General features: G+C 45.2%; 7 protein-coding genes. All 7 read right to left on the bottom strand.

Features of this window, described 5'->3' with window-relative positions; translation table 11 throughout:
• Positions 1-371: 371 nt before the first annotated feature.
• Complete coding sequence (gene iolB / locus AC0YN7_RS15015; protein ID WP_475810818.1) at positions 372-1,184, bottom strand: 5-deoxy-glucuronate isomerase; 813 nt, start codon at positions 1,182-1,184, stop codon at positions 372-374.
• Positions 1,185-1,276: 92 nt separating this feature from the next.
• Positions 1,277-2,737 carry a CoA-acylating methylmalonate-semialdehyde dehydrogenase gene (locus AC0YN7_RS15010; protein ID WP_475810817.1) on the bottom strand — a complete coding sequence of 487 codons (1,461 nt, stop codon included), beginning with the start codon at positions 2,735-2,737 and terminating at the stop codon, positions 1,277-1,279.
• A 21-nt stretch (positions 2,738-2,758) separates the two neighbouring features.
• A complete protein-coding gene (gene iolC, locus AC0YN7_RS15005; RefSeq protein ID WP_475810816.1) occupies positions 2,759-3,754 on the bottom strand; it encodes a 5-dehydro-2-deoxygluconokinase in 996 nt (331 codons plus the stop codon).
• An 18-nt stretch (positions 3,755-3,772) separates the two neighbouring features.
• Positions 3,773-5,638, bottom strand: a complete 1,866-nt coding sequence (gene iolD / locus AC0YN7_RS15000) for a 3D-(3,5/4)-trihydroxycyclohexane-1,2-dione acylhydrolase (decyclizing) (protein WP_475810815.1) — start codon at positions 5,636-5,638, stop codon at positions 3,773-3,775.
• A gap of 76 nt (positions 5,639-5,714) precedes the next feature.
• Complete coding sequence (locus AC0YN7_RS14995) at positions 5,715-6,470, bottom strand: sugar phosphate isomerase/epimerase family protein (RefSeq protein WP_475810814.1); 756 nt, start codon at positions 6,468-6,470, stop codon at positions 5,715-5,717.
• Positions 6,467-7,408, bottom strand: a complete 942-nt coding sequence (locus AC0YN7_RS14990) for an aldo/keto reductase (protein ID WP_475810813.1) — start codon at positions 7,406-7,408, stop codon at positions 6,467-6,469. Before AC0YN7_RS14990 ends, AC0YN7_RS14995 begins: the two co-directional genes overlap by 4 nt.
• 392 nt (positions 7,409-7,800) lie before the next feature.
• Positions 7,801-15,894, bottom strand: coding sequence for an Ig-like domain-containing protein (locus tag AC0YN7_RS14985; protein WP_475810812.1), 8,094 nt, complete (start codon positions 15,892-15,894; stop codon positions 7,801-7,803).
• Positions 15,895-15,941 lie beyond the last annotated feature (47 nt).

Raw genomic sequence — 15,941 nt, 5'->3', positions numbered from 1 at the left:
AAACTACGCGGGCATAGCAAATTAGGCAATGGACACAAAAGCGCTAATTGGTTAGCCTTCCCCCTATTCGGAGTAGATGAGCTGCTATTGGCGAAATGTGGGGGACTACTTGGATTCCTTCCAGTACTCAGACGGTGTGCCGCTATTGGCTAGCTGCGAGGCACTACTCGGGCTTTATTACTCGGACGAGCCACTTTGGTGTAATGTGGCGTACTACTCGGCTCCAGTATTCAGACAATGTGCCACTATTGGCGAAATGAGGGGTACTTGTGTTCTTCTTTTTCCGTGCTGGGCGTACCAAAAAGAGAGCTAGCCATCATTAAAAACGGCATAGCTCTCTTTCAGAGGTAGCATTATAGCTATCGCTTTCCTTATCGTGGCTTAGGCATCAGCCATGCGTGATCCGGATCATTATAGAACTTCCAGATGCGAACTGGTCCCGCCATCACATTCAGGTAATACACTTCATAGCCTGGAGGAGCAGATACAGGATGGTAGCCCTTAGGTACAAGCACAACTTCTCCGTTGCCCACAGTCAGCGTTTCGTCCAATGAACGATCGTCGGTATAGACACGTTGTATCGCAAATCCTTGCTCTGGTTGAACTTGATAATAATAGGTTTCTTCTAGCAGCGATTCCTCGGGCAGAAAATCACGGTCGTGCTTGTGTGGAGGGAAGCTTGACCAATGACCCGCGGGCGTAAACACTTCCACGACAAGCAAGCTGTCCGCTTCCACGGTTTCCGGCAAAATATTATGAACGAGCCGCTGCGTACTGCCCTCTCCGCGGTTTTCAACCCCTACATGCTCCGGCTCGATCAATCGAGCAGGGTGCGTTCCCTCACCCGGTGCCCAACATACGGCAATTTGCAGATCAGTTAGCGCGGTAACGGTAAAAGAGTCCTCGGAAGGAATGTATACGGAATAAGGAGGAATTTTCTCGAACACACTCATGCGACGACCAATATTTTTCCAATCCGACCTCGCTGTGGACACATCAGCCTTTCCATTGAGAAGGACGATGCAAGCCTCGCGTTCCCCTGTCAGACGACTCATCGATTCCCCTTCTCCAAGCGTAAACACTTCAAAACCAACATAATCCCACCCCGCAGATTCAGGCGTAACTCGAAGGATATTACCTTCTTGATCTGGCGTTTGGCTTGGTTTTACAATCAGTTCACTCATTCTCAAATGCCTCCCTTCGAGTATTGCAATCCATTGTCCTAGCATTTTATCAGGAGGATCAGAATCATTCGATCCTCCTATATCCCTGCTGCTTACCAGCGCGAAGTGACCATTTTCTTTCTCGTGAAGAACTCGACACCATCTGGTCCGTTAGCATGCAAGTCCCCATAAAACGATTTCTTCCAACCGGAGAAAGGGAAAAATGCCATTGGGGCAGGTACGCCCAAATTTACGCCCAGCATACCAGCGTCGATGGTTTCCCGGAATTGACGAACATGGCTGCCGTCTTGCGTGAAAATACATGCTCCGTTCGCTAGTTCTGAACGATTGGCAAGCTCAATGGCCTCTTCCAAGGTATCCACCCGGACAACTGACAGCACGGGAGCAAATATTTCATCCTTCCAAATCTTCATCTCACTCGTCACTTGATCGAAAATCGTCGGTCCGACGAAATAACCGGCGCCGCTTGACGCCGCATCTGTGCGTCCATCGCGGAGCAGAACGGCTCCTTCTTCTATGCCCGTCGCAATATAGCCAAGCGTGCGTTCCTTGTGCGGACCACGGATAACCGGGCCGAGGAAGACATCCTTATCCACTCCATTACCAATGATCAGCTTGTCAGCTGCAGCTACCAGTTTGTCGATCAACGTCTCGGACGCTTTACCAACGGAAACAACGACAGCGCAAGCCATACAGCGTTCACCAGCTGAGCCAAACGCCGCATTAATAATCTGAGTCACAGCACCGTCCATGTCAGCATCCGGCATCACGATCGTATGGTTTTTGGCACCAGCGAGCGCCTGTACCCGTTTCCCCTGTGCAGTTGCCGTTTTATACACATATTCTGCAACTGGCTGGGATCCTACAAATGAAATCGCAATGACGTCAGGGTGCTCTAGCAATCCATTTACGACGTCGTGTGACCCGTGCACTAAATTGAGCACGCCGTCCGGCAGCCCAGCTTCCTTAAACAGCTCCACAAGTCGATTGGCCAACAACGGCGTCCGCTCGGAGGGCTTCAGAACAAACGTATTGCCGCACGCGATTGCAAGCGGGAACATCCAGCAAGGAACCATCATCGGAAAGTTAAACGGTGTAATGCCTCCCACAACCCCGATTGGATAACGGAACATACCCGACTCCACATTTGTAGCAATGTCTGGTAGCTGTCTACCCATCATGAGATTCGGTGCCCCGGCAGCGAATTCGACGCATTCAATGCCGCGCATAACTTCCCCATGAGCTTCCTGATAATTTTTTCCGTTTTCCAATGTGATGATCTGAGCAAGCTCTTCCCAATGATCAACCAGCAGCTGCTGATATTTAAAAAGAATGCGAGCACGGCGCGGAACCGGCGTTTTACTCCATGTTTTAAACGTTTCTTTGGCATTCTGAACAGCTTGATCCACATCATCCTTGGAGGATAGCGGAACATAAGCTAAAACTTCTTCAGTCGCCGGATTGAACACGGGGTCCGACTTACCTGAGGTAGAAGCGATCCATTCGCCTCCAATAAAATTAGATAAGGTTACGAGTGCTTTTGTTTGAGACATATTTGCCGTTCTCCTCTCCAACTAAGCTTGTTTGGAAGCAAGCATATATTGTTCAATCTGTTCGACCGTAGGCATAGCTTCCGAGCAGCTGTGGCTGGAAATAACAATTGAAGCTGACGCACTGCCGAAAGTCATACTGCGGCTGACGTCCCATCCCTGCATAAGACCATAAATAAAGCCTGATGCATACGAGTCGCCAGCTCCGAACGTTTTGATCACCTTAGCCGGGAAAATAGAACCCCGCTGCGAGCTCCCATCTTTGCCATAAGCGATCGATCCGTCCTTGCCGTGCTTGATAACGACGATTTCGGCGTGATAACCGAACCATTGTGCCGCTGTTACCTCGTCACTGCGCTCCGTATTGCCGTCGAACCGCTCCAGCATATCGAATTCCTCACGCGTGCCAATAATAATATCGCTTTTTTCAGCTGCCATATGATAGTAAATGGCCGTTTCTTCAGGGGATACCCATGTATATGGCCGGTAATCGATATCAAATATCACCTTCGTACCATGTTTACGAGCGTAACGAAGAGCTAGAAGTACCGCCTCGCGGGATGGGCTCTGTGCCAGCGCCGTACCTGATACGAGTAGAGCCTTGCTTCGAGCGATCAACGATTCGTCGACTTCCTTTGGTGCGAGCAGCAGATCTGCCACATTATTGCGGTACATCAGAATGCTGCAATCTTCCGGGCTTTTGATTTCTGTAAAAGAAAGACCAGTAACCGCCCCGGTCCGATCCGTGGAGACGCCTGAAGTGTCTATCCCGTTATTTCGCAAATATTGGTCGATGAACCGACCCATCTGATCATCAGCAATCTTGCCGATGAACGCAGTTTTCATGCCCAGTCTCGACATGCCAATGCAGATGTTTGCGGGTGAGCCGCCGACATATTTAGTGAATGTCATCGTCTCTTCCATCGGACGATTGATTTCATTGGCATTCAAATCAATACATAGACGACCGATCGCTACAAAATCCAAAGCTCTATCGTCCGCAAAAGTAATCGTATCCATTGTATCCCTTCTTTCCGATTAATAAGGACGCGCCGCACCGATGTCTTGCTTCATCTGTTCATGCGCCTTCCGCACTTTGTCACTCACAGAAACCTCAGGTACACCAACATTCCACCAAGAATCATAGCCATCCGTATTTGTACCCGGGAGCACCTTAATTTCCACCAAAACAGGTCCTTGCTCCGCTTTCGCGTTATGAAGCGCTTGCTCCAGCTCTTCGGCAGTACGGGCGATATAAGAGGCTGCACCCAAACCACGGGCGAGCAGTGAGAAATCGATTGGCATATACGGTCCATCTAACCGTCCCGTTTCTTTGGAGCGGAAGCGGAATTCATTACCAAAGCCATCGCTTCCATGACCGCGCTGCAAGTTATGAATGCATTGAAACCCATTATTATCAAATAGTAGGATAGTTAATTTAACGCCCTCTTGGATTGCCGTAATCAGCTCAGAGTGCAGCATAAGGTAGCTTCCGTCGCCAACTAACGCATACACATCACGTTCGGGTTCGGCAAGTGCGACACCAAATGCGCCGCTGATCTCATAGCCCATGCAGGAAAAGCCATATTCCAAGTGATATGTCTTAGGTTCAGTCGTACGCCAGACACGATGCAGGTCGCCTGGAAGGCTGCCCGCAGCACCAACGACAACGTCTGTCGATCCGATAAAGCTATTGATGATTCCGAGAGCTCTTGTCTGTGTTAACCCATCAACGCTCTCAAGGGCGTAGAGTCGATCAACTTCACTGTCCCACTCCACTTTCAATGTATTAATATAACCATCAGCATAGCTGGATTTGAACCCGCGATCCGATAATTCCTTTTGCAGTGCGACAAGCGCTGCCTTCGCGTCTGCCGTGACAGATTCAGCTTCCATCTTGACCGAATCAAAAGAACTAACATTCAAGTTCAGAAATGCTGCATCTGGGTTGCGAAACGCGGATTTGGATGCGGTCGTGAAGTCGGAAAATCTTGTACCAACGCCGATAATCAAGTCTGCTTCTGCAGCAACCCGATTCGCCACCAGTGTGCCGGTCGTACCAACTCCGCCAAGGCTGAGCGGATGATTCCATGGAACCGCACTTTTGCCTGCCTGCGTCTCAGCTACCGGAATGCCAAATGCTTCTGCGAATGCAAGCAGCTCTTTCGTCGCATCTGCATAGTGAACGCCTCCCCCTGCAATGATCAAAGGCTTCTTTTTGCGTGTGATTAAATCTACTGCACGTATGATGGCAGCCTGCTCAGCCGGACGACTTTGCAGAAAATGGATACGTTTCTCGAAGAAGCTTACAGGATAATCATAGGCTTCTGCTTGAACGTCCTGTGGAAGCGCTATTGTGACCGCTCCTGTCTCTGCTGGATCGCTCAGAACTCGCATCGCTTGGATAAGTGATGACATCAGCTGCTCCGGGCGAACGATGCGATCCCAAAATTTGCTTACCGCCTTGAATGGATCGTTCGCAGATATCGAGTAATCACTGGATACCTCTAATTGCTGCAATACAGGGTCAGGTTGGCGGGAGGCAAAGTTATCGCCTGGCAGCAGCAGTACAGGTATCCGATTAACCGTTGCTGTTGCAGCCCCAGTCATCATATTGAGCGCTCCTGGGCCAATGGAGGTCGTGCAGGCAAAAATTTGCTGACGGTTCTTCTGTTTGGCATAAGCTGTAGCTGCGTGAACCATCCCTTGTTCGTTCTTACCCTGAACGAACATTAAATTACCAGATTCTCGTTCAAGGGCTTCACCAATTCCTGTCACATTGCCGTGTCCGAAGATGCCCATAACACCCCGAACGAACTTTATCTCTTCTCCGTCCACAGACAAATACTGTTGATCCAGAAATCGCAGCAAAGCCTGCGCCATCGTCAAGCGAATCGTTTTCATCAACAAAACCTCGGTTCATTATAGATTGGATGAGAAAAAGCCCACAGTTCCAGTTATTCAGATGCGGGCTTTCGTTTTAAACGAGACTTTTTTCCAATTTCAATAAGTATTCTAAGCTGGCAGCCAGGCTGTCCATCGGACTGCCCGTACAATAATCTTGCTCTACCGCAAACCACTCGACTCCGCTTTGCAATCCCCACTGGAGAATCGGTGCAAAATCGATAACCCCTGATCCGATTTCTGCGAACGTCTCTCTGCTATCCGCAGTCATATCCTTCAGATGAAGGATCGGCATACGATTCGCATAATTCCGGATGAAGGACAGAGGATCTTGACCCGCTTTGCGAACCCAGTACGTATCAATTTCCGCGTAAATGGCCGTATCCTCTAGCAAGTATTCAAGCGCAAATTTGCCATCAATTAAAGTATGAAATTCAAAATCATGATTATGATAGCCGACACGATATCCCGTACCCTCGACTTTGGCTGCAACTTCAAGCAAATCATTTTTCACGCTTGCATATCCTTCTGGATTTTGCAGCCCATCCGGCAGTGAGTGACAGATGAAATCTTTGGTTTCGAACAAGCGAGCCTCTTCCAATACAGCATCCAAATCAAATTTCATTCGTTCCAGCCCTACATGCATACCAGCGGTTCGTAATCCAACTTCCTTCATAACCGCAGCAATTTCACGTGCTTCATATCCATGCAGTCCGTCAATCTGTACAGCCGCCCAGCCCATCTCACTTAATTGCTTCAATACTGCTGGAAAGTCCTTTTTCACTTCATTTCTTAAGGTATAAAGCTGAGCCGCTAATTGATGTCTGATCATTCCGCAATTTCCTCCTTTTTTAAATCCAGCCATTCAACTTCACCGCGTGTTAATGGTAGATTCATAGCAAGTACCGAGTCATGAAGCTCTGCAGGATTCCTAGGTCCGATGATCGCGTATGTCGGAAAAGGTTGATGAAGAACATAAGATAATGAAATTTGAATCGGAGATACCTGTTTCAGCTCCGCTAGTTTCACTGCGCGCCGATACCTTTCCCAGTTCTCATCGTTGTAATATACTCTCACCATTTCCGCATCTGAGAGATTATCCGGTGAGAAGTTGCCCGAGAAAAAACCGCCCGCTTGAGAGGACCAAGAAAGCAAGGTTACTTGGTTGCGTTCGTGCCAGTCGCATGTAGCCTCATCGGCGGAAACACAGCCCTCCCACCTTGGCTCTTTCGCCTTCGCAAGACTCAGGTTCGTACTGCTAAAAGTAAAACCTACTAATTGATGTGCTGCCGCATATTCATTCGCTTCCTGAATTCGCTGATACGACCAATTTGAAGCACCGATCGCCCGAATCTTCTTTGTCCCAAGCTGCTCATTCAGCTCCTCCATAATCGGTCCGACCTCTACAGTTGGATCGTCTCTATGAAGGGCATATAAATCGATATAATCTGTACCCAGCCTCTCCAAGCTCTCGGCCAGATCCTTCCGGATGGCTTGTGGATTCACCCGTGGTCCTGGACTCCCATCATCGTGATGGGCACCTTTGGTCATAATAACTACTTTTTCTCTGATCTTCTTCTCCGCCAGCCACTGTCCCAAAACCTGCTCTTTCCCTCTGTACTGATGGGCGGTATCAAACATATTGCCGCCAGCTTCAATGTAAGCATCAAGCATCAACCGTTTTGCCTCGTCCAATACTCTTAGATCTCCCGTTCCCATGATCAACCGGGACATCGGCTTGTTCACACCCTGGATCTCCATCATTTTCATATAAACACTCCTCTAGTATCACGCTTATTCTATTCTTCCTCTTTAAATACAGGCATCAATCGCAGCTTGAAAATGATTTCCTTATCGTTCAGACAATACATCATAGCGACCACCAACAAATCATCAGATTAGGCTCATATACTTTGTCTCTTAATCCATATGGTACCGATACCATAATTGGGCCAAGTTGATTTCTGGTATCGTTATCATATAGTAATTGAAGTCAGTATAATTGATTCTATACGGTTTGACAATAGCCTCAAAAAATTACTTACGTCTACCATACTCCAACTATTGAAAACCCTTTCAGTTAATAGCAATCATCATTCAAACTCATTGGATACAAAAAGTAAGTGCCGCCCTGTTCAACCCGAGCGGCACTTCTCACTTTGCTATTTGTTGATCATGTTATACAAGATTACCGCCGATTCCGCTCTAGTTAATGGAGCTAGCGGTAGAACAGAATTCCCATTTCCTTGAACGATTCCATTCTTGACCATTATCGCCAGACTTTCTGCCGCATAATTAGCAACCTTTGTCTTGTCGTTAAAATGATCCAGTTCAGAAGAAGTGCCGTCACTCAATTTTATCCCCGCGACCTTCATCGCTTTATGAAGAAGAACGAACGCATCCTGTCTTGTAATCGGTTGAAGCGGGTTAAACTTATTGCCCCCAGTGCCGTTAGTAATTCCGAGCTTCTTGGCGATCATCACTTCGTTATAATAGTAGGCTGAAGAATTTACATCAGTGAAACTCGAATCGGTTGCAGCCGTTAGCTCAAGCGCCTTAACTAGTAGGACGATAAAGTCCGCCCTCGTTATTGTAGCTGACGGATTGTACTTTGTTTCAGACTTGCCATTGATAACTCCCTTGGACGCCAACACTTCGATTTGTTTTTTAGCCCATTTTACTTTTTCAAGGTCGTCGAATGTTTTGTGGACAAACATAACAGCGTACTTGCTGAAATGATTCGTCGTAAAAGTGACCGTTCCTGTTACCGAATCATATTTACTATTAGTTACAACGCTCACTTTACCATCATTGTTTATATAACCTACCACAATATGCTCCGGATCGGCCAACTCGGCATCAGACGCCTTATATGGAACAGAAACTTTCACTCGGGCTTGCGGATTATTCCAAGCAGCCTTAGCACCATTAATATAAACATCGACTTCAATTATTGGTCTAGCTCCGATCTGTTCCTGTAAAGCCGGATCAAGTGATGTTTGATCTACTTTAGTAATCACTATCGCCACGGTCTTCACTCCGGACAAATCCTGTCCGTTCAGCATATTGGCAGTTACAGTTATCGTTCCAAATTCAGTCGTAATCTCGGTCGTATGCGTCGCTTGTACAGAATTAAGTGCTGCTTTTGGAATCTCAACATCATACGCTTTTGCTTTATCTGCTTTCGGCACCTCGACTTTAATGGTTTTCACACCGTTATCATCGGTTGGAGCTGTGCTGAGCGCTTTGTTCCAGTCTCGTTCTTCTATCACTGCCTTTGCTACTCCTGTTCTAGCATCAACGATCGGTACATTCAATTTAATTGAACCTTTGCCGTTTGTCAGATCAGGAATTATTATTACCGGTGGTGATGTTACTGGAGCTGCTACTTTCACAACAATGCTTGCTGTCTTACCTGTGGTATTAGAAATATCGTCCGTTAGTTTTAGTATACCTGTAATGGTATACGTACCGGCCGTAGTTGCATTGTAATCACCTTGTTGCCAAGTAACATCAACATCCTGCTCTTTTCCGTCCACTAACTTCACTTTGATCTTTTTAGGTAAATCAATCGAGCTGAATGGTGTACCATTCGAGACAGATATTTCTGCTGGATTGGTTACATCAATAATATCGTTTTTCGCAAAACTAAATCTGCTGCTGAAATGGAATGGAATGCTGTACATATCCCCGGGGCCAATCAGGAACTTCGTATCAAGGTATGAACGCTCCTCTACCGGAATGCTGTCTACATATGGCGAGAATGTCTTAACACGAATCTCATTCGACTTTTCATCAAATTCAAAGAAAGATGTCCAACCGTTTCCACCAGCGATATCCGATTGATAGTCAGTTAACACCTGCAAGACGTCTTTTCCGTTGGCGTTCTTCTTCACATTCAGACCTGCACCACTGATATGGCCGCCTACCATCATGAATACTTGATCATTTTCATTGACAAGGTCGTTCCAAAATAAGGTGCCTTTGATGCCTTCTCTCACTTGGCCGCTGCTGCTGATATCCAAAATATCATGCGAGAAAATGACTGTTGGAATGTTCGGATTCTCATTAAGCACCGTTTTTGCCCAGTTTCTTTCATTCGTGTTACTAAGTTCATCCCCTACTGAGTCTACCGCTAAGAACATATACTTGTAGCTGCCAGCGGTTATGATCGAGTAGGTGCTTAATCCTGAAGGTGAAGCACCCTTGAAGTGCTCCGTACCTGCAAATCTTTTTGGACCCATGGTGTCTATATAGCCAGTACCGTTAGTATCATGGTTACCACGTGTAACGATGTATGGAACTTTGGCATTATCCAAAATTTTAAATGCTTTATCGGCGGAAGCCCATTCTTTGGCCGCACTGCTTTGGGTCGTGTCACCGACATTTAACGTCATGGCGATATTTTTACTTATTTGATTGTCTGCAATAAACTGAAGCTGTTTCTCCAAAATTTCTGGTTTTGATTGCACCACATACTGTGGATCTGGGATGATAGCAAATGTATACGTATCGGGTGCAAACATAGGAAGATCATTATTCGTCCCATAGTCTACTGTGTAGTTGAACTCCGTCTTTATAAATTCGCTTTTATCCAGAGCTCTACTAGCCACACGAATATGTTTGATTTCCCCTAAAAAGAGACTGCTTGGTGCACCATCCCATTCATAAGCTCCTACATTCCACCCCTTGCCCGCTTCAACCGCGATCCCGTTAATGATCTCCTCAGTTTGAGGGTTGCGAATGGATTCTATACCATTTAGGAACATGCGCGTCTTCGTACCATCATTCACGATCGCAACGTGTGTGTAGTCTTCTGACTTCGCCCATGCTTTAACAGAGGTTAGTGAGTTCGACCAATTCGACATGATCTCATTCGAACTTGAGCTTCCAGGCGTACTAGCCCACTGAACTTCTGGAACATTGGAAATAGAGAGAGTTGAAAGCGGCTCTTGTTCGCCAGGATCAAATGTGTTATTCCCTTGGCGAGTCAGTATACCCATCCAGTTATTGATACTGGAGCCAAGCTTAAATTCCGCCTCAATAGTAAAGCCATTTTTGAAAGTTTCAATATTCATTGGGGCATCTTTTACTGTAGTCAAATAATGTCCTTCTTTTTTAGCATTTGCAAAATCAAGAGCACCCTCGGCAGTAAAAGACAGCTTTTTGTCTGTCGGATTTCCAGCCACAGCCATTCTAAGATTATTGCCATTACCACTCCTGTCTTTAATAACCAAATTGCCCGCTGCAATTGATGTTCCGGACTGCACATTTTCTTCTGAGAATACCCAGTTAGCAACTATTGAAGGCTCAGTGACTGGTATATCGCTTACTGTCAATAAGACAGGCTCCGTAGCATCCTGCTCATTATACAGTTCGAACTCACTGATGGCATATTTATGATCCGCATTTAAATTTGCTGCCCACAGCAGTAAAAATATGCCCTTTAAACCTTTGTAGTCTTTTCCTTCGTTTTCGTAAAATTGCTTATAGTTCGGTAAATCGATCGTTATTTTTTCGTAAATATCCGGACTGTCTGTTTGCCAAGTAGGTTTAGAGGCCTTACCTACAATTTCATCCCATTCTGTACCATTTACAGACGTCTGAATGTTAAAGACAGTTAATCCTTGCTGCTGTGCATTATTGACGACTAGAACAAGCTTATTGAAATCTTGAAGGTTATTATCGTCCCATTGCAGCATGATCCGATTCGCCGGATCAAACTCGCCCTTACCATTTAGCCCCCAGAGATCTCCCGATTCTTTCTTTTTATTTTCTACGCTTTGGAAATAAGTCTCAACATTCCCGTCAATAAACTTAAGCGGCGAATGCTCACTTGTGTTATCGTAATCGTTTCTGCTTTTGTCAGCTGGCTCTCCATCTTTATTCAAATACGTCGCACTTACAACTGTAGCCTCAAGCGCTAAATTTTTATTCCGCTTTACCGTTAGCGTATAGGTTTTCGTTGTGAATCCGTCCGCCGCTAGGGTCACAATAGCGATCTTACTGTTCCCCATCGGCACTTTGGCTGTTATCAACTGACCGCTCCTCACAGAAATGCCGTTGACTTTCATTGTTCCGTTTGTTTTGTTCAGCTCTGGCACCAATGTGATCGTATCTACACTTGGATCGAGGTTTAATGTATAGTCGGTAGTACTGCTGTTAAAGGATATATCCGTGTTGCCACCATTTACTTTGAGAGATGCCAAGGATGCGTCACCATTAGGGTTCGTTACTGAGATTTCACTTGTTGAGGTAAGGTTACCATTATTAGTTTTTGCCGTAATAATTGCCTTTCCAGCTTGGATTGCGGTAACGATCCCCTTCTGACTCACGGTTGCAACGCGCTCATCGCTGCTTGACCATTCCACTTTTTTATCGGTTGCATTAGCTGGTGTGAACACTGTAGTTAGCTTCGCTGTATCATTTACCAGTAGATCCAATGATCCAGGTTCGATCTGAATACCCGTTGCAGGTATATCGCTAACTATCAAATTAACAGGCTCTGTCGCATCCTGCTCATTATACAGTTCGAACTCACTGATGGCATATTTGTGATCTGCATTTAAATTCGCTGCCCACAGCAGTAAAAATATTCCTTTTAATCCTTTGTAATCTTTTCCGTTTTGGCTGTAAAATTCCTTGTAGTTCGGTAAATCGATCGTTATTTTCTCGTAAATGTCCGGACTGTCTGTTTGCCAGGTCGGTTTGTAGGCACTTTTATTGAGCTCATCCCATATAATACCGTCTACAGTTGTCTGAGTATCCATGACGGTTAACCCTTGCTGCTGAGCATTGTTAACAACTAGGACAAGCTTATTGAAATCTTGAAGGTTATCATCGTCCCATTGGAGCATGATTCGATTCGCCGGATCAAACTCCCCCTTACCATTTAGCCCCCAGAGATCTCCCGATTCTTTCTTTTTATATTCTACGCTTTGGAAATAAGTCTCAATTTTTCCATCAGCAAACTTCAGCGGTGAATGCTCACTTGCGTTATCGTAATCATTTCGGCTTCTGTCAGCTGCTTCTCCTTCTTTATTTAAATATGTCGCACTTACAACCGTAGCTTCAAGCGCTAAATTTTTATTCCGTTTTACCGTTAGCGTATAGGTCTTCTTTGTAATTCCGTCCGCCGCAGACGTAACGATGACGATTTTGCTGTTCCCCATCGGTATCTCCGCAGTTACTAGCTGTCCACTGACGATTGTTGTATCATTTACTGTAATCGTGCCTTCATTGTTTTTCAGCCGTGGCTGCAGCGTAATTGTATCTACCTTTGAATTGATCGTAGTCGTATAATCGAAAACCTCACTATCAAAAGCAATATTTGTTCTTCCGTCATCGACGATTAACTCTGACAATGACGCATCGCTTTCCATATCCAATACCGTTATCGTACTTTTAGCTTGAAAAAGCCCCTCTGACGTTTTGGCCGTAATATCTACCAAACCTGGTGCCTTGGCACTTACGTTGCCATTTTGATCTACAGTTGCTACATTTATGTCACTGCTAGACCAATCGTATGCTTTGTTTGTCGCATTGTTTGGTAAGACCGCAGCGTTTAACTTGAGCGTTTCTTCTGTAAAGAGCTTAGCAGTAGATGGAGTAACCGTAATCCCAGTTACAGGAACATTAACACTAGAAACTGTGATGGTGACAGTTGCCTTCTTGTTGCCATCTACGCTAAGTGCTGTAATAACTGCTTTCCCTCCAGCTTTCGCAGTTACATTTCCATTTGTATCTACTGTTGCGACCTGCTCATTTGATGTGTACCAATCCACACTTTTCTCAGTTGCTTCTGCAGGTGATACAACAGCCTCTAATGCTATCGTTTCTCCCGCATCCATACCAAATGCCTCAGGAAGACTTAGCGATTGCGCAGCAATATAGCTAGCATTAACTTTAGCTTTATCCAATTGGAATAAATCCGCTACTCCGCCGTTTAGAACGACTTTTAGTTCATACAGGTTTCCACCCAATGGCTTTAATACCACAGATTCGAGTTCACCTGTAAGCCTACTTACTTTTTTGATAGCATCCGTGCTGTATTTAGCTAGATTTAATTGTACCGTAATTGTTTGTTCTGTCTCCGTACCCTTACCATACTGCTCCCCTACCGGTTTACCATTACCTAAGGTCAATCCGTTCATAACCATAAAATATTCTATATCATCCGATTTGAAAAAGTCTTTAGTATCCGGCAGCGGCTCAAAGAAACCAAGCAACACATCGCCATTAAGCTTTTCCTTATCACTTGTGTCACCTTCAGCTACACTAGTATTTTTCGCAACTACACTCCTTAAATAGGGATGCTTCAACTGGCTATTTTTATCGAATACTGGAGTTTCTCTCGGTGTTAAGTTCTTCACTACTTTTCCATTTTCATCCTTATGCTGTCCAGGTACAATAGAAGTATCTGTACTATTTAACCGTACAAGATGCGGGCCGAGGTTTTTAATTTGTTTGGCCATTTCGGCGTATTGATAATATTGCTCTGTAGGCTTTCTATCCTTGTCGAATAACAAGAAGTATCTACTGTCATACTCCCATCTGAACATGCTGAGCCATTTGCCGCCCAACGTCAGTGTCGCGAATGGAACGCCATATATTTGCGATTCGGTTATGATATAGGTACCTGTGTCTCCTGAATATCCACCTGTCTTAAAGCCAAGCAAATATTGCCCGAAAGCAATCGGACTTTGCCCAGTTCCATCATGGCCCTTTAGAGCAATCGTCCTTTGATCATTGATGTTATTGACAATTGTTGTAAAATGATTATTGTCAGAGCCCGTCGTCGTGAATAAATAATCATCAAAAGTGAGCAGATCGGGTTCGGCCGTACGAATATAGGTTTCATAATCGTCCCTTTGCCATTGACGCGATTGTTGGTTGCTGTGAGCAAGTACATCTGGATACAGTTTGTGGCTCAATTTGAACCAATCTGTAAATGTTTCCAATATTTTCGGACTGTAGGTTTCTTCATCTCCAAAACATATCGTAATGAGATTATTCAAATTTTTTATTTGCGGATCAGTCAGGAAACCCTTCTCATCATTCTCGTCTGGGTCCTTCAACCCTTTCACATATGACCATTGGGCTTCTGGCACTTCCTTATGAAACTTATTATTATAGCCTGGCTCCTCGTAGTAAGTAGCTGTGGTGAAGTTAATTCCCTTCCATTCCTCTTTGGTAGCATATTTCAGGTCCGGATAAGCATCCGTTCTCATCCAAGTCTGCATTTGCAGCCCTTTGTCGATCAATACCCGGCTAGCGCGTGATAACGTTTTGGGAGGTGTAACCGTTACAGTTCGCACTTTGGAAATTGCATCTCCATCAGAGCTAGGGACCGTATATTTTACTTTATATATACCGCCTTTGCTCGTATCCACTTGTCCAGTTGTTTGAATACTGTCCGTAATATCATTTCCTGATGAATCGGACGCCGTTGCTCCACTATCTACATAGGCATCATTCAAAGATAACTCCATTTCTGAATCACCTTTTAATGAAATAATAGGCCAGCTAAAACCCGGAATCTGTTTCATTTCTTCATCCGTCAGAGCTTTGTCATAAATCTTGAATTCGTCGATGTACCCCGGCCATGTATTCGTCACTTCCGGCTCCCGGTCAGCCCCGATACGAAAATCACCAATATTCGATACTAATAACGTATCATCCGAAACCGTTTCGAGTGCTCCGTTGACATAAAGCTTAACCTGATCTTCCGTTCTGCTGATGGCAACATGGTACCACTTCTTAGGCTCAATCAGTGTATCTCCAATTGTCGTTTCACCGCCAAGAGAGGATTGTAATCTACCATCAGGTCTACGTGACAGCAGCGTTTCTCCACCTTCACCTTGCTGCTGAACAATTACTACGTTTCGATTCGTATAGGTAGAATTGAAATTAACAAGCAGGCTCATGGAGAAATCACTGCCTGTGTTTATCAAATTCTGATTCGGTACAGTCGCGTAATTACTATAGCCATTTAATAATAAAGCTTTACCTACCTTGCCGCTTCCTAATGCAGCGCCAGTAAGTGTTGCATTATTCCGCAACAACGTGTCTGGTGATATGCCGCCCGTTGTCACTTCGTCAAATTTCCATTCCCCAACTAATCCGGTTATCGTTGCAGACTGACTGCTTTCTTCAGCATAAGCACTAGAATTAGGAAAACCGATATAGATACAGCTAACCCACAAGCTCATAACCAGAATTAAGCTAACAATTCTTTTATTCCTCACGCTTAACATAAATAACCTCCCACATATATTGGTTAATAAATTTAGCTACAACGCCT

Source organism: Paenibacillus sp. J31R122 (assembly GCF_056269185.1).
This window is presented reverse-complemented; position numbering and strand designations above follow the sequence as displayed.